15 protein-coding genes are annotated in these 19,005 nt (G+C 67.3%); 5 read left to right on the top strand and 10 right to left on the bottom strand.

What is annotated here, in order from left to right:
• Nucleotides 1–19 precede the first annotated feature (19 nt).
• Nucleotides 20–781, top strand: coding sequence for a hypothetical protein (locus tag ACQR13_RS00275; RefSeq protein WP_315716122.1), 762 nt, complete (start codon nucleotides 20–22; stop codon nucleotides 779–781).
• On the opposite strand, the gene ACQR13_RS00270 is transcribed toward ACQR13_RS00275, so the two are convergent.
• Entirely contained in the window at nucleotides 778–1,677 is a 900-nt protein-coding gene (locus tag ACQR13_RS00270; protein WP_315753070.1) for a LysR family transcriptional regulator, read from the bottom strand. The two genes, ACQR13_RS00275 and ACQR13_RS00270, sit on opposite strands and share 4 nt — an antisense overlap.
• Before the next feature lie 97 nt (nucleotides 1,678–1,774).
• On the opposite strand from ACQR13_RS00270, the gene ACQR13_RS00265 reads away from it, so the two are divergent.
• Nucleotides 1,775–2,623, top strand: a complete 849-nt coding sequence (locus ACQR13_RS00265; protein WP_315828262.1) for an MBL fold metallo-hydrolase — start codon at nucleotides 1,775–1,777, stop codon at nucleotides 2,621–2,623.
• On the opposite strand, the gene ACQR13_RS00260 is transcribed toward ACQR13_RS00265, so the two are convergent.
• The 5 genes from ACQR13_RS00260 to ACQR13_RS00240 all read right to left on the bottom strand — a co-directional run bounded on the left by ACQR13_RS00260 (nucleotide 2,610) and on the right by ACQR13_RS00240 (nucleotide 8,288).
• Entirely contained in the window at nucleotides 2,610–4,100 is a 1,491-nt protein-coding gene (locus ACQR13_RS00260; RefSeq protein WP_315753069.1) for an acetyl-CoA hydrolase/transferase family protein, read from the bottom strand. The two genes, ACQR13_RS00265 and ACQR13_RS00260, sit on opposite strands and share 14 nt — an antisense overlap.
• Before the next feature lie 108 nt (nucleotides 4,101–4,208).
• Nucleotides 4,209–4,712 carry a CYTH domain-containing protein gene (locus tag ACQR13_RS00255; protein ID WP_315828263.1) on the bottom strand — a complete coding sequence of 168 codons (504 nt, stop codon included), beginning with the start codon at nucleotides 4,710–4,712 and terminating at the stop codon, nucleotides 4,209–4,211.
• A gap of 119 nt (nucleotides 4,713–4,831) precedes the next feature.
• Nucleotides 4,832–5,416, bottom strand: coding sequence for a DUF1254 domain-containing protein (locus ACQR13_RS00250; RefSeq protein ID WP_315716127.1), 585 nt, complete (start codon nucleotides 5,414–5,416; stop codon nucleotides 4,832–4,834).
• A complete protein-coding gene (locus ACQR13_RS00245; RefSeq protein ID WP_315716128.1) occupies nucleotides 5,413–5,994 on the bottom strand; it encodes a DUF1214 domain-containing protein in 582 nt (193 codons plus the stop codon). The genes ACQR13_RS00250 and ACQR13_RS00245 overlap by 4 nt, the downstream gene beginning before the upstream one ends.
• A 14-nt stretch (nucleotides 5,995–6,008) precedes the next feature.
• Nucleotides 6,009–8,288 (bottom strand): transglycosylase domain-containing protein, encoded by a 2,280-nt coding sequence (locus tag ACQR13_RS00240; RefSeq protein WP_315716129.1) that lies wholly within the window; start codon nucleotides 8,286–8,288, stop codon nucleotides 6,009–6,011.
• 342 nt (nucleotides 8,289–8,630) lie between these two features.
• Between ACQR13_RS00240 and ACQR13_RS00235 the strand changes: the two genes are divergently transcribed.
• Nucleotides 8,631–9,143, top strand: coding sequence for a YcgN family cysteine cluster protein (locus ACQR13_RS00235; RefSeq protein WP_315739849.1), 513 nt, complete (start codon nucleotides 8,631–8,633; stop codon nucleotides 9,141–9,143).
• Between the two features lie 168 nt (nucleotides 9,144–9,311).
• The gene (locus ACQR13_RS00230) at nucleotides 9,312–10,895 is read left to right on the top strand and encodes an MDR family MFS transporter (protein WP_434862491.1); all 1,584 of its coding nucleotides are present in this window, start codon (nucleotides 9,312–9,314) and stop codon (nucleotides 10,893–10,895) included.
• A gap of 195 nt (nucleotides 10,896–11,090) precedes the next feature.
• On the opposite strand, the gene ACQR13_RS00225 is transcribed toward ACQR13_RS00230, so the two are convergent.
• The 4 genes from ACQR13_RS00225 to ACQR13_RS00210 all read right to left on the bottom strand — a co-directional run bounded on the left by ACQR13_RS00225 (nucleotide 11,091) and on the right by ACQR13_RS00210 (nucleotide 18,384).
• Entirely contained in the window at nucleotides 11,091–12,824 is a 1,734-nt protein-coding gene (locus ACQR13_RS00225; RefSeq protein ID WP_434862490.1) for a cell envelope biogenesis protein TolA, read from the bottom strand.
• Between the two features lie 12 nt (nucleotides 12,825–12,836).
• Nucleotides 12,837–14,954, bottom strand: a complete 2,118-nt coding sequence (locus ACQR13_RS00220) for an OmpA family protein (protein WP_434862489.1) — start codon at nucleotides 14,952–14,954, stop codon at nucleotides 12,837–12,839.
• Between the two features lie 258 nt (nucleotides 14,955–15,212).
• Nucleotides 15,213–16,805 (bottom strand): MBL fold metallo-hydrolase, encoded by a 1,593-nt coding sequence (locus ACQR13_RS00215; RefSeq protein WP_434862488.1) that lies wholly within the window; start codon nucleotides 16,803–16,805, stop codon nucleotides 15,213–15,215.
• Nucleotides 16,806–16,851: 46 nt separating this feature from the next.
• A complete protein-coding gene (locus ACQR13_RS00210; protein WP_434862487.1) occupies nucleotides 16,852–18,384 on the bottom strand; it encodes a thymidine phosphorylase family protein in 1,533 nt (510 codons plus the stop codon).
• 382 nt (nucleotides 18,385–18,766) lie between these two features.
• Between ACQR13_RS00210 and ACQR13_RS00205 the strand changes: the two genes are divergently transcribed.
• The gene (locus tag ACQR13_RS00205; RefSeq protein WP_315716136.1) at nucleotides 18,767–18,931 is read left to right on the top strand and encodes a Flp family type IVb pilin; all 165 of its coding nucleotides are present in this window, start codon (nucleotides 18,767–18,769) and stop codon (nucleotides 18,929–18,931) included.
• The last annotated feature ends 74 nt before the right edge of the window (nucleotides 18,932–19,005 follow it).

Genomic DNA, 19,005 nt, shown 5'->3' with positions numbered 1-19,005 from the left:
CAGGTCGGGGGAAACGGGAATGCCGGCCATCGTGAATCCGGTCCGGCGCGCGCTGCCGGTGTTCGTACTCGTTCTCGTCGGCGGACTGCTCGGCGCCTGCAGCGGCGGCGATTTCGGCCGCACCCGCGCCGACATGCGCAATGACGACATGCACAAATGGATCGGGGCGGAAGCCACCGCCAGCGTCGGCGTCAGGCCGTCGCAGTTCCAACTGACAGACAATGAGCGCCAGCTGCGCGATCTCGCTTATCCGCTGATCGAGCCACCGCATTCGCGCCCTGCCTGGAAGAGCGTGTTCGGCGACTATCAGCCGTCGGCCTCGCCGTGGCGCCAGAAGGTCGTGTTCGACCGCACAGCCTATGGGCGGGCCTTGATCGACGAGCCGCACCGCTCGCACGCCTCGCGCTACACCCAGCTGATCGACGACGTGCGCGACGACATCACCCGCTTCGAGCCGTTCTTCGCGTCGGCCATCCGCGTCATCGATCTCGATCGCAAGCGCGATGCCAGCATGAAATACATGACCGAGCTCTCGCCGCGCGAGCAAGCCGATGCCGTCGCGCGCATGCAGGAGAACTCGCTGATCGTGCAATGGGTGCAGATCAGCCTGGAGCAGCGCGTCTCGTCCTACCGCTGGGCCTTGGAGCGCCTGGTGCTGCAGGCGCCCGACGGCATGGCCGCCGAGGCCGATCGCCTGATCCACGAACTGGCGGCTCAGACCGCCAATCCGCCGGTCGCCGCGCGGCCCCTGATCGAACGGCCGCTGACGACGCGGGGCTAGCCCGGCGCGATCTTGCTCCGGCGCCGGCCTGGCTTGGCCGGTGCTCCCTTTTGCCGCCCTGCTGTCGCACGGAGCTTCTGCGGCGCTGCCGCGCGCAGCGTCGCGATCAAGATCTTCAGCGCCTCGGATGGAGCGCGCGCGGCGGAGTAGGCGAGGCCGACCTGGCGCTTCAACGTCATCTCGATCTCGCGGACCGCAACGTCGCTTCGGCCGTGCACGACGCCTTCGGGAACGATCGCGACGCCGACGCCGGCAGCGACCAGCGCCAGGGCCCAATCCTCGGTTTCGGCGATGGCGGCGATCTCGCGCGGCCCGCCGCTGCGTCGCGCCAGCGCGCTGTGCTCGCAATGGCAGCGGTCGATCATGGCGACGTCGGCGAGGTCGGCCGCGCGCAGGCGCGGCTTCAGCGTGAGCGGATGCGCAAGCGGCAAAGCCGCGACATAGCGCTCGCTCCACAGCGGCAGGAAATGCTCGCCGTCGTCGACCAGGCTTTTTGAGACGATGCGTCCGTCGGCCCGCTCGGTCGGACCGACGATGTGAAGCCTGAGATCCTCGCGCGCCGTGAGCGGCTTGAGCAGCGCGGTCACGCGCCGGCCGTCGAGGGTGCGCATGAGCCCGAGCTTGAGCGCCTGCTTCGGCGCGCCGTGCCGGAACAGGTTGCGGGCGGCATCGGCTTCGCCGACGATCCGGCGCGCGATCGGCTGCAGGCGCTCGGCCGCCTCCAGCGGCACGACACCCTTGCGGTGGCGGAGGAACAGCTCGGTGCCGAGCTCGGCCTCGAGGTTGGCGATCGCCAGCGAAATCGATGGCTGCGAGACGAAGCAGCGCGCCGCTGCCCTGGTCAGGCTGCGTTCCTCGAACACGGCGGAGAAATAGCGGAGCTCGCGGATATCCATAGGAGCAGCCTATGATGCGTATCACTGATCAATATTTTACTTATCTCTGCCCGGCCCGCAAGGATGCGCCCGATATCGGCAATGAAGGAGAAGATCGATGCGCGTCCACCACCTCAACACCGGCACGATGTGTCCACGCGGCGGTCGGCTGGTGAGCGGCAGCGGCGGCCTGTTCGCGCGCGCCCGCCTCGTCTGCCACTGCCTGCTGATCGAAAGCGATGACGGCCTGGTCCTCGTCGACACCGGCATCGGCACCGGTGACATCGCCGCGCCCGCACGATTGGGGGCACGCTGGGTGAGGCAGGCTGCGCCGCTTCTCGATGCGTCGGAGACGGCGCTGCAGCAGGTAAAGGCATTGGGCTTCTCGCCCGACGACGTCAGGCACATCCTGCTCACGCATCTCGACCGGGACCACGCCGGCGGCATCGGCGATTTCCCGAAGGCCAAGGTGCACGTTCATCGCGGGGAGCATGCGATGGCCGTCGAGGGGTCGCCGGCGCCGCCGCGCGGTCGCTATGTCGCCGGCCAATGGCGGCATCGTCCCGACTGGCAGTTCTACGGCGACGACGGCGAGGACTGGTTCGGCTTTCGCGGTGTCCGCGCTGCCGTGGATCGCAGCGGCGACATCCTGATCGTTCCTCTGCCGGGCCATACCCGCGGCCATTGCGGCGTCGCCGTGCGACGCGGCGACAAATGGCTGCTGCACGCCGGCGATGCCTATTTCTTCCACGGCCAGCTCGATCCGCGGCCACGGATGCCGCTGCTGCTCGGGCTGTTCCAGCGCAAGGGCGATCAGGATCGCACGATGCGGATCGCCAACCAGGAGCGGCTGCGGCGCTTGAAATGCGACCATGGCGACCGGGTCACGATCGTGAACAGCCACGATCCCGTCGCCTACGAGGCGTGCCGCTGCGGTGATCGGGCCGCAGCGCTCATTCCGGCCTGAGCAGGCGGAACGCCTCCTCGAGCAGATGCGGCGTGTGCTTGCCGGTCGAATCGCGGCAGGCGCGTTCGAAATAATCCGCCAGCGCCGGCCGGAATTTTGGATGCGCCGCCTGATCGATGATGGTGCGGGCGCGCTGTTTGGGCGACAGGCCGCGCAGATCGGCGAGGCCGCGCTCGGTCACCAGAACCTGCACGTCGTGCTCGGTGTGGTCGACATGGGTGACCATCGGCACGATGCAGGAGATCGTCCCATTCTTCGCCGTCGAGGGCGTCATGAAGATCGACAGATAGGCGTTGCGGGCGAAGTCCCCGGAGCCGCCGATGCCGTTCATGATGCTGCTGCCGCGCACGTGGGTCGAGTTGACGTTGCCGTAGATGTCGGCCTCGATCATGCCGTTCATGGCGATGACGCCGAGCCGGCGGATCACCTCGGGGTGGTTGGAGATCTCCTGCGGCCGCAGCACGATGCGGTCGCGCAGGAACTCGATCTCGCGGTTGAATTCGATCGCCGCTTCCGAGCTCAGCGACAATGCCGTCGCGGAGGCGAGATCCATCCGCCCCGAGCGGATCAGGTTCAGCATGCCGTCCTGCAGCACCTCGGTGTAGGCGGTGAGATGCGGGAACGGCCCGTCGTCGAGCCCGGCCATCACGGCGTTCGCGACGTTGCCGACGCCCGATTGCAGCGGCAGCAGATTGCGCGGCAGGCGGCCCTGCTTCACCTCGTGCGCGAAGAACTCCAGGATGTGCCCGGCGATCGCGCCGGAGACGTCGTCGGGGGCGGCGAAGCTCGTGTTGCGGTCGGGCGCGTGGGTCTCGACGACCGCGATGACCTTGTCCGGATTGCAGCGATAGGTGGTCTCGCCGATGCGGTCGCCGGGCGCCAGGATCGGGATCGGCTTGCGATGCGGTGGCAGGCGGGTGCCGTAATAGACGTCGTGCATGCCGAGCAGCGCCGGGTTCATCCACGAATTGACTTCGATGATGACGCGGTCCGCCAGATCGAGCCAGGTCTTGTTGTTGCCGATCGAGGTCGAGGGGATCAGCCGCCCGTCGGGCAGGATGCCGGCGCATTCGATCACGGCGACGTCGAGATGGCCGAGAAAACCGAACCACACGAACTGTGCGACATGGCTGAGATGCAGATCGATATAGTCGATGCTGCCGGCGTTGATGCGCTGTCGTGTCGCCGGATCGGACTGATAGGGCAGGCGCAGGTCGATGCCATCAGCCCGGGCGAGCGCGCCGTCGAGCTCGGGCGCGGTGCTCGCCCCGGTCCACACGCCGACGCGGAACGGCTCGCCGCGCGCATGCGCGGCTTCGATCCGGCGCGCCAGCGCGAGCGGCACCGCCTTCGGGTAGCCCGACCCGGTGAAGCCGCTCATGCCGACATGGTTGCCGGGCTCGACCAGCGCGGCCGCCTCGTCGGCCGACATGATCTTGGCGCGCAGCGCCTGTGACATCACCTGCGATGAACTCATCGTGCAAACTCCATGCGCGATCGTTCAGACCGCCAAGTCCGCGCTGTTTAAGGTGTGCCCTCGACGGGTGATTTGACAGGGGTCAAGCCGCAACGGCCCGTGCGTGCATCACAGCCCTGCAAGGCGCGCGCGCCGCAGCTCCCGGACTTTCGCCGCCCGCGAGCGCTCCGTCAGCATGTTGGCCTTGCTGTAGCGCGGGTCGCCGGTGACCTCGTCGCCGACCCAGTCGGGAAGGGTCACGATGGTCGTTTCGGTCGGCAGCTCGATCTCGGCGATGACGACGCCTTCGAGCGCGTCGTGGTAGACGTCGACTTCCCAGACGCCGCTTTCGGCCGGCACATAGTGACGCGTCTTCTCGAGGATGCGTCCGCTGCAATGCGCGAACAGCATCGCGGCGTGGTCCGCGGGAATATCGTACTCGAATTCATCTCGGATCAGGCCGCGGCGGCCGCTCTTCACGCACAGCGTCGTCCGGTTGCCATAGCAGCGAACGCGGACCTTGAGGCCGTCCTGACGTGCGACGAGGCCGTCGCGAAGGCGTTCACTGTGCGTCGCCTGATCCCGCCAAGCATCGGACTTGACGAGAAACTTCCGTTCGATTTCGAGAGGCATGACCTGATGTTGAGCGAAGCGCCGCCGTCCTGATCCATCATAGCAGCGGCGCGCGACAACGACTATGCCACCAAGGATGAAGAGAGTGTTGTCGAATTCGTCTAGGACGTCGTATTGACTTATCGTTTGCCGCGCGGCTTCTCGGCCTTGGCCGGTGCCTCGGTCTGTACGCCGCAGCTTGCCGCTGCAAGGGAGGCCTGCGCCTGCGGCATGAGACCGGGCTCGGCGGCCAGGGCCTTCAGCACGATCAACCCGGTCGTCGTCGGCGAATCGATGATCAGCCGGTCGGCGGCCGTGATCTCCTCGTCCTCGGGCAGGTCTTCGTGCTGCGCCTCGGTCATCAGGTTGAGCTCGATCACGCGCTTGCCGGCGGAGCGGTCGTTGATGGCGTAGTAGGCGATCTCGTTGCGCGTGTAGAACGATACCGACGTATAGGCCTGGCTCACCGGAACCGTGAGCTTGAGCGGTCCGTCGGACAGATCATAGCGGCAGATCGCCATGGCGAACGCCGGATCCATGAACGGCATCGGTGAATTGCCGGGATCGGCCAATGGCAACTGCGTCACGGCGTTCAGCTTGGTCATCGGCGTCAGCCGGGAGTAGGCGTCCTGGGTCGAGATCCGCGGCAGCGCCAGCACGCTGACGAGATGGACCACGCCGCCGAGCAGCACGCCGACCACGACCGTGAACAGCAGCCGGATCATGATGGGCAACCTACTGTCGTGATCGACGGCATCGGTGCGTCGCGCTGCGTGCGGGTCGCGACGCCGACCGGCGTGTCGTAGAGCCGCAGCATCAGCGCGTAGCGCTCGATGCCGCCGGTCGGCAGCCAGTTGCCGGAGCGCGAGCGCGCGGCGACACGAATCTCGAAGGAGCCATCGGCACCTCGTACCAGCTCCTGGCTGGTGAAGCCGTAGCGCTGCAGCGTGTTGGCGACGAGGTGGCCCTTGCGGTCGTAGAGCGTGAGCGTCCAGAACCGGGCGGGTGGCGTGACGCCGCTGACCAGGATGTCGCAGCGCCCGTCGAGCGGCTTCCTCTTGTCGTCCGTGGTGGCGGTGAAGGCCACGCCGTCGCCGGTGCCGATCGGCAATTCGCCATTGCGGGTGATGGTCGCGCGCGCATAGGGGTCGACATCGGCCGTGCCGGTTTTCGGACGCGCCGTCCAGGCGCCGATCGTCAGCGTACCGAACTCGGTGCCGCGGGTCGTCGTCATCCACGTTGCGCCGATGCCGACGCCGGTGGCGATCAGGAGCGTAACCAAGGTGATGAAGAGCAGCCGCACGGGGATCGCTGACGTCAGTTCTTGCGCAGGGCAGGGGTGGTGACGCCGTCGGCCGTTGCCGCGGCGTAGTTCTCAGGGAAGGCCAGCGCGCTCGATGAGACCGGCTTGCCGGGCTTGCGCGGATCGGCAGGCGCGGCCTTCTCGGCGAGGCGCGCCGCATCGTCCAGCATCTTCTCGACCTGAACCAGCACCTCGGCGCCGCGGCGGGTCAGGATCGGCGGCGGACCGGGCTTGATCTCCAGCGTCTTCGGCTGGCCGGCCTGTGCCATCGCGGCGGACGCCGACTGCGGCAGCTTTTCGCCCATGCCGACGCCGGGCAGCTCCTTGACCTCGACGCCCTGATGCGCGGCGACCATGATGTCGTGCCACGTCTGCGCCGGCAGCGAGCCGCCGGTCATACGGTTGGTCGGCGAATAGTCGTCATTGCCGTACCAGACCGCGCAGGTGAAGTTGCCGGTGTAGCCGACGAACCAGGCGTCCCGATAGGCGTTGGTGGTGCCGGTCTTGCCGGCGGTTGGAATGCCGTCGAGTGCGGCGCGGCGTGCGGTGCCTTCGCTGACCACGTGGCTCATCATGCCCGCCATGTCGGCAGCAACCGAGGCCGGGATTGCCTGCTTCGGCTTCGGCCCGTCACGGTCCCAGCGCCAGACCAGGTCGCCGGCGCCGGTGCGGACCTCCAGCACGGAATGCGGCGTCACCGCCTTGCCCTTGTTCGGGAAGGTCGCATAGGCGACCGCATGCTCCAGCACCGTGACCTCGTCGGAGCCGATCGGCATCGACGGCGTGTCGGGCAGCGGCGCCTTGAGCCCGAAGCGCCGCGCGACCTCGATGATCTTGGCGCGGCCGGCCTTCGGACCCTCCTTGCCGCCGAGCGCGATCGACAGCTTGACCGGGACGACGTTGATCGAGCGGGTGATCGCCTGCGTCAGCGTCACCGAGCCGGAATAGGAATGGCCATAATTCTGCGGGCACCAGTTGCCGATGCAGACCGGGCCGTCGACCACGATCGAGGTCGGCTTGAAGCCGTTCAGCAGCGCGGTGGTGTAGACGTAAGGCTTGAACGACGATCCCGGCTGCCGGTAGGCGTCGACTGCGCGGTTGAACTGGCTGGCACCATAGTCGCGGCCGCCGACCATGGCGCGGATGCCGCCGTCGAGGTCGGAGACGACGGTTGCCGCCTGGGTCGCGTGATAGTCGCGGCCGAACTGGCGCAACTGGTTCTCGATCGCCTCGTCGGCCGCATGCTGCACGGTCATGTCGATCGAGGTCCGCACCACGAAGACGCGCTCGGTGTAAGACTTCGGGAACGTGTCGACCAGCTTGCGCATCTCGTCGAAGGCATAGTCGAGGAAGTAGTTCGGCGAGCTTTCGTCGCGGCGGTCGACTGCGAAGGCCGGGTTGCGGCGGGCGCCGAACACTTGGCCCTCGGTCATGAACCCGGCATCGACCAGATTGTCGAGCACGACGTTGGCGCGGGCGCGGGCGGCGGGCAGGTTGATGTGGGGGGCGAACTTGGTCGGCGCCTTGAACAGCCCGGCCAGCATCGCGGCTTCGGCGAGGTTGATGTCGCGCACCGACTTGTTGAAATAGAAGTGTGCCGCGCCGTCGACGCCGAAGGTGCCGCCGCCCATATAGGCGCGGTCGAGATAGAGCTTGAGGATCTCGTTCTTGGTCAGCCGGGTTTCCAGCCAGATCGCCAGGAACGCCTCGTTGACCTTGCGCTCGATGGTGCGCTCGTTGGACAGGAACAGGTTCTTGGCGAGCTGCTGGCTGATCGAGGAGCCGCCCTGGCGGACGCCGCCGGCCTGGGCGTTGGTGACGAGGGCGCGCGCCGTGCCGGCAATGTCGATGCCGAAATGGTCGTAGAAGCGGCGGTCCTCGGTGGCGAGCGTCGCCTTGATCAGATTGTCCGGGAAGTCCTCCAGCGGAATCGAATCATTGTGCTTGATGCCGCGGCTGCCGATCGGGTTGCCATAGCGGTCGAGGAAGGTCACGGCGAGGTCGGACTTCTTCAGCCAGTCCTCATCGGCAGTTTCCCGGAAGGCGGGGATCGCGAGCGCCAGCATCAGCACCAGGCCGCCGAGCCCGATCGTGGCCGCCTCCGAGAACGGCTCGACGAACACCCAGCGCTTCCAGCCGCCGACATAGAAGCGGTCCATGAACGCCGAATAGCGCTCATACAGCTCGCGGGTGCCGCGCAGGGAGGAGAACAGCGCCGAATCGAAGCGGGCGTCGAGATCCAGGCGGAAATTGTTGATCCGCTTCTTCCAATCGTCTGGAATGATCTGCCGCACGGGAACCCTGGTCGTTTCGAAAGCGTGTCAGCTGGCTTCGAAAGCACTCAGCAAGTGGGGCTGGGGGCCATCGAAGGGTCTTGCGCGATTGTTGCGGCAAACCCATGGCACTGCACAGTCAGCCGCCCGAACCCGAGCACCTGACCCCAAGCCGCATTGCCGGCGCCGCCGCCGGAGTGACTCAATCATCTATCTAGCCGAGCGGGGGTCACAAACCAATGGTTCCGCTCACAATTTGATGCACAAAGCTAACGTGCCGCCGTAATCGGCAAAGCCCCTTGCGCGGCTCGGGGCCGGGCACCTAGATGGCGGCCACCTCACGCCCTCTTTGAGAATCGCCCGATGACCGCACCGCTCAAACGTCCCTCGGGCCAGGAGGGAATGTTCTGGAAAACCAAGATCTTGGAAGAGATGTCCGAGGCGGAATGGGAGAGCCTCTGCGACGGCTGCGGGCGCTGCTGCCTGGAGAAGCTGGAAGACGAGGATACCGGCGACATCTACTTCACCCACATTTCCTGCAAGCTCTTGGATGCCGGGCTATGTGCCTGCAAGGACTACCCGAATCGTTCCGAACAGGTGTCGGATTGCGTTCGCCTGACACCTGAGAACGTCCGCACGCTGACCTGGCTGCCACCGAGCTGCGGCTACCGCCTCGTGGCTGAGGGGCGCGATCTCTACTGGTGGCATCCCCTGATCTCGGGCGATCCTCAGACGGTCCATGAAGCCGGCGTCTCGGTGCGTGGCCGGGTCGAGGGCACCGAGGACGACGTTCCGGACGACCAGCTCGAGGACCACATCGTGCAGTGGCCGGTGCTGCTGCCGAAGCGGGCCAAGTTGAAGCGAAGGCCGAAATAGCGCGATCACCTCGCACCCGCAGCAAGTCACGATGATGCGACCGTTCCCGTGCTGTCGGAATGCACCCATGCACCCGACCCGCTGCCGCACGGGAAAATTATGCCTTAAGTAGTTCGCCAGACAGCGAATCCGCGCGGCGTCGTCGCGCCCGGGCACGGCATTCATCCCATGAACAAGTTTGATCGGCAGACGCATTACCCTGCCGCGTCCCAATCCCTGCCCGAAGAGATCGCCGCCGAGCTGCCGGCCATTCCGCCGCAGGTTCAGGCGATCGAGGATGCGCCGTCGCTTGCGCCGCCGGTGCCGCTGACCCAGGCCGAGGTGCGCACCATCCTGATGAGCCTGCTGCTGACGATGTTCCTGGCCGCGCTCGACCAGACCATCGTGGCGACCGCGCTGCCGACCATCGGTCGCGAGTTTCAGGACGTCACCAATCTCTCCTGGGTGATCACCGCCTACCTGCTGGCGTCGACCGCGGTGGCGCCGGTGTTCGGCACGCTCTGCGACATCTATGGCCGCCGCTCGATGATCATCACCGCGCTCAGCCTGTTCGTGGTCGGCTCGGTCGTCTGCGCGCTGGCGCCGAACATGCCGGTGCTGATCCTCGCCCGCGGCCTGCAAGGGCTGGGTGGCGGCGGCATCATGCCGGTGGTCCAGACCGTGATCTCCGACGTCGTCAGCCCGCGCGAGCGCGGCCAGTACCAGGCCTATTTCAGCGGGGTCTGGCTGCTCGCCGGCCTGCTCGGGCCGGTGATCGGCGGCTTCTTCGCCGACCATCTGCACTGGTCGATGATCTTCTGGATCAATGTCCCGCTCGCGATCGCGGCGCTCGCATTGCTGCTGCCCAAGATGGGCCGGCTGCCGGTCTACCACCGGCTGCGCAAGGTCGACTGGGCCGGCGGCCTGCTGCTGATGGCCTCGGCCGTCGTGTTCATGCTCGTGCTGACCTGGGGTGGCCACAAGCTGGCCTGGTTGTCGCCGACGCTGCTGGCGATGATCGGCAGTGCGGTGGCGCTCGGCTTGGCCTTCGTCTGGCACGCCAAGCGGGCCGATGAGCCGTTCCTGCCGCTGGCGCTGATGGGCGGCACGGTGGTGCCCTACGGCATGCTGGCGAGCGGCTGCGCACTCGGCGCCCTGATCGGGCTCACGGTCCATCTGCCGCTCTATTACGAGCTGGTCTATCATTTGACCCCGAGCCAGGCCGGCCTCGGCCTGATTCCGATCGCGGCGATCTCGACCCTCGGCGCCGCGGTTGCCGGCCGCACCATGGCCCGGGTCAAGCACTACAAGCGCGTCGCCATCGTGGGCACGATCATCGGCACCATTGCCGCCGCGGTCATGACGGTGACGACGCCGTCTCTGTGGGGGCTGATGGTGCTGCTGTCGATCTACGGCATCGGGCTCGGCACCGCGTTCCCGATCTCGGTGGTGTCGCTGCAGAACGCGGTGGACCGCTCCCAGATCGGCACCATCACCGGCGCGATGAACTTCTTCCGTTCGATGATGTCCTCGTTCACGGTTGCGGCCTTCAGCGCCATCCTGCTGATGGCGCTGGGCGCCGACATTTCGCTGGCCGAGGGCGCCCATGGCGCGGTCAGCGGCATCGCGGAAGCCGACATGATCCATGCCTTCCGCTTCGTCTATGCCGCGGCCACCGCGATGCTGGCCTGCGCCTCCGTCTGCATGATGCTGATGGAGGAACGGCCGCTGGCCGGCCCGTCGCGCAGCGAGGCGGTCGAGCTCGCCGAGTAGGAAAGCAGGGTGGGCACGGCGCCATCACCATCGCGCGTGACGAGAGGGCAAGTCAGCGCCTTTGCACACCCGACGATTCGTTGAGATCATGATGCGATTCCACGGAATCGCATCATGATCTCATCTCTTTGTTTGAGCATGATCTTTTCGGAAAACCGGTTTCCACTTTTCCGGATCATGCTCTGGTTGGCGCCGCTACTCGCGCGGCCGGACGATCTCGACGTTGTCCTGCCCGCGGGAGCCGTCGTCGGCGGATGACTTGACCAGACCAGCCTCGACGCGGCGGGCGAATTCCGTGGTCCCGCCGCTTGCGAGCTCCTTGGCCTGCGCGACCCATTGCTCGCGCTCGATCCGTCCTGCGAACGCCAGATAGGAGCCGACCCATTTGGCGTGCTCGGCGGTCCAGGCCGCGATCTGCGCGAAATGCCAGATGCCGAGGCCGTGCAGCCGCGCCTCGTTCTGCTTGCCGATGCCCTTGATCAGCTTGAGATCGTCGGCCTGGCCGCCGCGCGGCGCGACGAGCCCGAGCGGGCGGGCGCCGCCATGGACATCCTCGTTCTCGACGGGCGGCATCAGCGCCGGCAGGTGGGCCAGGAGGTAGCTCGCCTCGTCCTCGCTCAGCGGCGCGTCGGCGTGTTCGTCGATGGTGATCGCGCCGGACTTCACCGCGCTGGAATGCGCGGTGTCGAGGCCGGCCGCGAGCAGCTTGGCCTGCGCGATCCAGTGCTCGCGCTCGATCCGGCCGGGAAAGGCCATGTGATGGCCGACCCAGCGCGCATGGTCAGGCGACCACGCCGCGATCTGGCTGAAATGATGCACGCCGATGTCATTGAGGACGCGCTCGTTCTTGGGCCCGATGCCCTTGATCAGCTTGAGATCGTCAGCGGCGCCCTCGGGGGCGGGCAGGGCCGGCGGTCTGTCGTCGGCCGAGGCCGGGCTCTCCGGGGCCGATGATGCGGCGACCTCGGCGGCAAGCCGTTCCGCCTCGGCGTCGGCGGCAAGGCGATCGGCTTCCGCGCGTGCGGCCGCTTCGGCGGCGAGGCGATCGGCCTCGGCCTTGGCGGTCGCTTCGGCCGCGAGACGCCGGGCTTCCGCCTCGGCTTTCGCAACGGCCTCTGCCGCAAGACGGTCTGCTTCGGCTTTCGCCGCCGCTTCGGCGGCCAAGCGTTCGGCTTCGGCCTTTTCAGCCGCTTCCGCCGCAACACGATCGGCCTCTGCTTTCGCGGCTGCTTCCGCAGCGAGGCGGTCGGCTTCGGCTTTCGCGGCGGCCTCCGCAGCACGGCGCTCGGACTCGGCGTTCGCCGCCGCCTCGGCAGCGAGACGTTCGGCTTCGGCCTTCGCTGCGGCTTCAGCCGCCAGGCGATCAGCCTCGGCCCTTGCCGCGGCTTCCGCGGCGAGCCGCTCAGCCTCGGCCTTTGCGGCCGTTTCGGCGGCGAGACGCTCGGCCTCCGCCCGTGCAGCGGCTTCGGCCGCAACACGTTCGGCTTCAGCTTTCGCGGCAGCTTCAGTGGCAAGGCGATCGGCCTCGACGCTGGCTGCGGCTTGCGCAGCCGGGGATGGGCTGTCCGCCCAAGGACTGGCCGCCGCCGGTGCGCCGGCGAACGCGACGCTGCTTCCAGGCCCGCCCGGCGACATCGCACTGGTGTCACCCAACCCGACATATTCCCTGAGCTGTCCGCCGATCAGGCAGCCGAGCAGATAGGCGCCGACCATCAGCAGGCCGACCTCGAGCCACAGGCCGGCACGTCCGGGCAGCACGGTCAGCAGCGCCATCAGGATCCCGATGACGAGAGCGAGCGTCGCCGGCAGCAGCCAGCTTCTCAGCCAGTCCGGCCGTGGCTCGTCCGACCAGGTGCGCCAGCCGACAAAGCCGCCGATGCCGACGGCGAGGATGATCCAGAACGGAAATGTCGCAAGGTCGTACATCATGATGTCAGCGCCTCACTTGACGACGAATTCGATGCGGCGGTTCTGCGCGCGGCCTTCGGCCGTGTCGTTGGAGGCGACCGGCTTGGTCTGGCCGTAGCCCTCCGAGGTCATGCGCGAGGTGTCGATGCCGGCGTCGCCGATGTAGCCGACCACCGCCGCCGCCCGGCGCTTGGAGAGGTCCATGTTGTCAGCTTCGTCGCCGACATTGTCGGTGTGGCCTTCGATCGCGATCTCGGCATCCTTGCAGCGCTGCGCAACCTCGATCAGGTGATCGAGCAGCGCCAGCGAGGCGCGGCTCAGCTCGGCGCTGCCGGTGCTGAAGCGGATGCGGCCCTTGGCGAGCAGCCCGTTGAACGCCGGCTGGCACTCCGCGACCGCGAGTGGCGGGCTTTCCGGCTTGACGCCGATCTTGACGTCGTCGAGCTTGAAGCCGCTGCCGACCGCCTCGGCAAGCTCCTTGCGGACCTGCTCGGCCGACTTGTCGTAGATGGCGAGCCCGTCGACCGTGATCGCCGCGTCCTTCGCCGTCAGCGCGCCCGACCATAGCCGCGCCAGCGCCGGGAACGTCGCCTTCAGCGACTGCACGTAATCCTTTGGCGCACCGTCGCCGATCTTCAGACCGTCCTCGACCGTCTCGGTGATGAAGGTCGTTGTGGCGGCGTCGACGAGATCGCGGCGGGCGGCGTCATCAGGCACGTAGCCGCTCAGCATGACACGGCCGTCCTGCTTCTGCAGTCCGAACGCGTAAGGCGAGACCGGGCCGTCGCGGACGTCGATGGACGCGAGCGCGAACGGCGCGGGCAGGGCGCCGGCCAGTTGCTCGCGCACGGCTGCGCCGGTGACGTTGGCAAGCCCGACGCCCCTGAGCGAGACCTGGGTGTCGCTGATCTCGGCGCGCCCCTGCGACAGCCTGGCGAGCTGCTGCAGCAGGCTCGCGCTCGCTTTGGCAAGGTCGCCATCCGGGGCGCCGCGGGCGATGCCGATCTGGCTCTTGATCGGCTTGCCGTCGAACTGTCCACTGGCGGAGCCCAGCATCGCCTCGCGGGCCGCTCCGCTCGGCGCGAGACCTGTGAGGCTCAAGCCGGTGCCGTCGAACTCCGCCGACCAGCGATAGGGCTTGATCTCCGGCGGCAGAATCTCGGCTTTCGCCAAGCTCAGCCCGGTCGGCAGCTTGCCGATCCCGGCCATCGTTTCATCGTAGGCGGCGGTGGAGGGCGCCTCGCCCGAAATCGCATAGGTGGCGTCGGAGATGACGACGCGGCCCGTGCTCAGCCTGGCAAGCTCCGCCAGCGCATAGGACGTGTAGGCGCCAAAATCGCCAGCAGGCGCGCCACGGGCGATCTGCATGTGATGCATCACCGACGCGCCGGGCCAGGCCTTGATCGCGGCGGCCTCGAGCGCGCGCCTGATATCGTCATTCGGAACGACGCCGGACATCACCAGCGTGTTGTCCTCGCGAACCGCGCTCCAGATGAACGGCTTTGCCTCCGGCGGCAGGATCGCCACCTTGTTGAGCACGGCGCCGCCCGGCAGCTGCCGCGTCGCCGCGACGGCAGCCTCATAGACGTCCGATGAGGCGGCGGCACCTGCGATCGAATAAGCCTTGTCCGCGAGCGCGAACGTGCCGCCATTGAGCTTGGCGGCCTGGACCGATCCATGGCTCGCGATGGCCGCGAAGTCGGCCGGAGCTCCCAGCGCATAGGAGAGGCGATCGACCACTTCACCACCGGACGAACGGACGGCATTGAGCACGGCATTCCGAACGGCGGGCGTCGGCACCGCGCCTTCGAGCACGAGCTGGCCGCCGTTTCGCGTGGCGCGGAAGGCATAGGGCTTCGGTGTCGGCAGCTTGTCGTAGGTGCCTTCGACGAGCCGGACGCCGCTGACCGATGCGGCGTCCTCCAGTTTCGTCGCCTGATCGGGACTGAACTCCGGCCCTGCGATGCGAACGTCACGGCCCGCGACCGTGACCTTGAGGGCCGCGGCTGTGTCCGGGACGGCGGCCGCGACGGCGGCGCGTGCCCGCGGCCCAATGTCGTCCTCGACATCAGCCGTCTTGAAGCTCACGGCCGCGAGCCAGAGCACGGCAACAGCGATCAGTCCCGCCCACCATTTCGATGGTTGATGCATGTGAGAGCCCCTCGTTTCCCCACCTGCGCCCGGTTCACCCGGATCGTTCCGTTGTCATGAACCACGTGTCGAGCCTATCAGAACAGCTCTCGGAGACCAGCCGTCGGCACGTTGTGTGTTTCAATATGCACAAGCTGCGAGAGCGTCGCCGTCTGCGAGCTTCGCACCGCACCCGATCGTCCTGAAGGTGCGATCAAAGTGTGACCGTTCGACGACGAACATCGCAGGCGCGCAGCCTTCGCGGCTACGCCGCTCGCATCACTCTTCCAGCGCCCGGCGCAGGCGGCGGATGATGACGCCGCGGGCACGATCGTCGGCGGCTTGCTCGATCCGCTCGTGGATGTCGAGCAGCAGGCCCGACATGTCGTTGTGCCAGTCCAGCCGGGTGACCGCCTCCGGTGCCAGCCGCCGCCGGCGCGCGACGTCGAGCGGCGTCGGCACCGCGCTCGTCAGCTCGTAGACGTCGTCGAGCAGGGGGGAGAACACTTTCGCGGTCGGCACGATCCGCTCGGCGACGCGCGCTGCCAGCGCCGCGATCGCGGCATCCTCGCCGTGGGACAGAAAAAGGCCGCGCGCGATCGGGCGGCGGGCCGCGATCCAGCGGGCGATCTCGGCGCCGTCGGCGTGGCCGGAATAGTCGTCGATCATGCGGATGCGTGCCGCGACCTTGATCTCCTCGCCCTGGATGCGCACCGCCTTGACGCCGTCCTGCAGGAAGCGCCCCAGCGTGCCGGTGGCCTGATAGCCGACCAGCAGCACGGTGGCGCGGTTGTTCCACAGCCAGCGCTTGAGATGATGGCGGATGCGACCGGCATCGCACATGCCGCTGGCGGCGATGACGATGTGAAATCCGGTCAGCTTGGCGATCGCCTTGCTTTCATCGACCGTCTCGGTGAAGCGCAGATGCGGCGACGACAACAGACGGCCGACATCGCTGCCGCCGTCGAGGCTCTCGGTGTGCGCGCGAAACACCTCGGTGGCGTGGATCGCCAGCGGCGAATCCAGGAACACCGGCGCGGCCGGAATCTCGCCGCGCTCCATCAGGCCGACCAGATCGACGATCAGCTCCTGCGTCCGCTCGACCGCGAAGGCCGGGATCAATAGCGCGCCCTTGGCGGCCGCCGCGTCGCGCACCTCGCCGGCCAGACGGCCGCGGCGCAGCTCCGGCGTGGTCGGCTCGCGAATGCGGTCGCCATAGGTCGCCTCCGAGATCACGTAGTCGAATCCCTCCGGCGCTTTCGGATCGGGCTGCAAGAGCTTGGCGTCGGGCCCGACATCGCCGGAGGCAAGCAGCCGCAGCGGTCCGCCATCGGCGCCTTGTCCTGCGAATTCGATCTCGATCGAGGCGGAGCCCAGCAGATGGCCGGCATTCCAGTAGCGGGCGCGAACGCCTGGAATGATCTCGGTCCAGGTCTCGTAGGGGACGGCTTGGAAGTATTGCAGCGCCGTGATGGCGTCGGCCTGGGTGTAAATCGGGCTGACCTCGCCGCGGCCGCGCGCGATGTTGCGGCGGTTCAGCGCCAGCACCTCCTGCTCCTGGATGTTGCCGGCATCGGGCAGCATCCATGAGCAGAGATCGATGGTGCCGCGCGTGGCGAAGATCTTGCCGTCGAAGCCCATGCGCACCAGCTTCGGCAGCAGGCCGCTATGGTCGATATGCGCATGCGTCAGCAGCACGGCGTCGATGTCGGCGGGACGGAATGGGAAGTCGCCGTAGTTGAGCTCCTTCAGCGTCTTCTGGCCCTGGAACAGGCCGCAATCGACCAGGAACTGGCTCTTGCCGCTCCGCACCAGATAGCAGGACCCGGTTACGGTATGCGCGGCACCGCAGAAGCGAACGGTCACACTCATGCGGTGGTCTCCCGAGGACGATGGATCGATGCTCGATGACGGTTCATCACGAACGACCATTCGCGCCGTCGGCGAAGCCATAGCCGTGGTTGGCGGCAGCTGCGGCTGCGGCCAGATCATGCTCCGACGGATCGCAGGTGAACACGCGATAGAGTGGTTCACCCTGGTCGACACGATCGCCGATCTTCTTGAACAGCATGATCCCGGAGCCCTTGTTCACCGGCGCGCCGGCGGTACGCGCCAGGCGATTGAGCCGCAGGCAATCGATCGCGGACACGACACCGTCGCGCTCCGCCTTGACGTCGAAGGCGAGATCGCCGAGCTCGCTGCGGCATTCCGGCGGGCCCTGCGCATCGATGATCTTCAGCATCTGCTTGAGCGCCGCGCCGCTGTCGAGCAGCTCGCGCGCCCTGTTGTAGCCGGCGCCGCCGCGCAGCTTCGGATCATATTCGAGCAGATGCGCGGCGAGCCGCAGCGACTTCTCGCGCAGGTCAGCAGGCGCCGACGGCTCGTTGCCCAGCACCGCCATCACGTCGCGGGCCTCCAGCACCGGACCGATGCCGTTGCCGATCGGCTGGCGGCCGTCGGTCGTGATCACCTCGACCTTGAGCCCGAAACGGTCGCCGACGAATTCGAACAGCTTGCGCAGCCGCATCGCCTCCGCGCCGCTGGTGAGCTTGGCGGTCGGCCCGACCGGCAGGTCGAGCAGCAGATGCGTCGAGCCGGCAGCCAGCTTCTTCGACAGGATCGAGGCGACCATCTGTTCGCGGGTGTCGAGGCTGAGCGGGCGCTCGACCGAGATCAGGACGTCGTCGGCCGGCGACAGATTGACGTGGCCGCCCCAGATCACGCAGCCATTGCAGGCCGCAACGATCGACTTCATCTCGTCGGCGCCGACATTCACTCGCGCCAGCACCTCCATCGTATCGGCGGTGCCGGCTGGCGAGGTGATCGCGCGCGAGGAGGTTTTTGGGATGGTCAGGCCGTGGGCGGCGACGATCGGCACCACCACCATCGAGGTGCGGTTGCCGGGAATGCCGCCGATGCAGTGCTTGTCGACCACCACCGGCTCGGGCCATTTCAATTGCGTGCCGGCATTGGCCATCGCGCGCGTCAGCGCCAGCAGCTCGCCGGAGCTCATGAAGCTGGCTGAGCCGATCAGGAAAGCGGCGATCTCCATGTCGGAGTAGCGGTAGTGGGCGAGATCGTCGATCACGGCCGCGATCGCCTGGTCGCTCAGGGTCTCGCCGCGGATCTTGGCGCGCACCGCTTCCATGCTCTCGGGCGGGGTCGCCGGCGACACCGTCGCCCGCGTGCCGGCCGGCTCGGCGAAGCGCCGCATCGCCGGTTCCGACAGGCCGATCTCGTCGGGGCCGACCAGTGCGTCGTCGTCGGTGATCAGAAGGGTCGCCAGCAGCGTCCGCGAGTTGCAGCGCAGCTCGACGCGGCTGAAGCCGCGGAACACCTCGGGCCGCAACGCCTTCGAGCGGCGGGAGATCACGACCACGTTCTCGCGGCCGGTGTCGAGCGCGACGCTGCGGATCTTGAGCTGGGGACGGGCGGAATCTGTTGTGCTCATAGCGACCAGGATAACCTTTAAGGCGGTCCACGCCATCGCCGTTGACCCAGATCATGACGTGGCATCTGGCGGATAAGCCGAATTTTTTCTGAATGTGTCGGACGAGGATTCAGCGGCTCGGCTTTGCCGCCAACCGGCCGGGGGCCGCGGACTGAGAATAAAGCGAAGCAAGTTCAGTTGCTTGCACTCCGGTTCGGATCTCGGAGGTCGGGCGAGGGCGGGCCTGCGATGGAATGCCGGCTCCGAATCTGGGCCGCGCAGGTACCTCATCGGGTTAACCGATTGTTCAAGCCGATGACGGAGGGTTTCCGGCGGGGCGTCCATCCCGGCCTCGGCGCGCCCTTCCGGCGCGTCAGATGATCGAGCCCGACCGGAGAGGTAGATGCGGCAGTTGATTGCGAGCTTCCTGAAGAATCAGGCTGGCGCGACCTCGATCGAATACGCCATCATTGCCGGCGGATTGAGCATCGTGATCCTGGCGGCCGTCAATGGCCTGGGCTCGGGACTGAGCAGCAAGTTCACCGCGATCAACACCTCGATCAAGTAGCCGGCCGGTCACGCCGCCGCGCGATCATCGCCGTCAGACAAGTCACAGGCGTCGTGATCCGCACGACGCCTGCC

The organism is Bradyrhizobium sp. HKCCYLRH3059, from assembly GCF_051168035.1.
In the GTDB taxonomy this organism is placed as follows: domain Bacteria; phylum Pseudomonadota; class Alphaproteobacteria; order Rhizobiales; family Xanthobacteraceae; genus Bradyrhizobium.
Note: the sequence above shows the minus strand (reverse complement) of the source record. Positions and strands in the feature narration are given on the sequence as shown.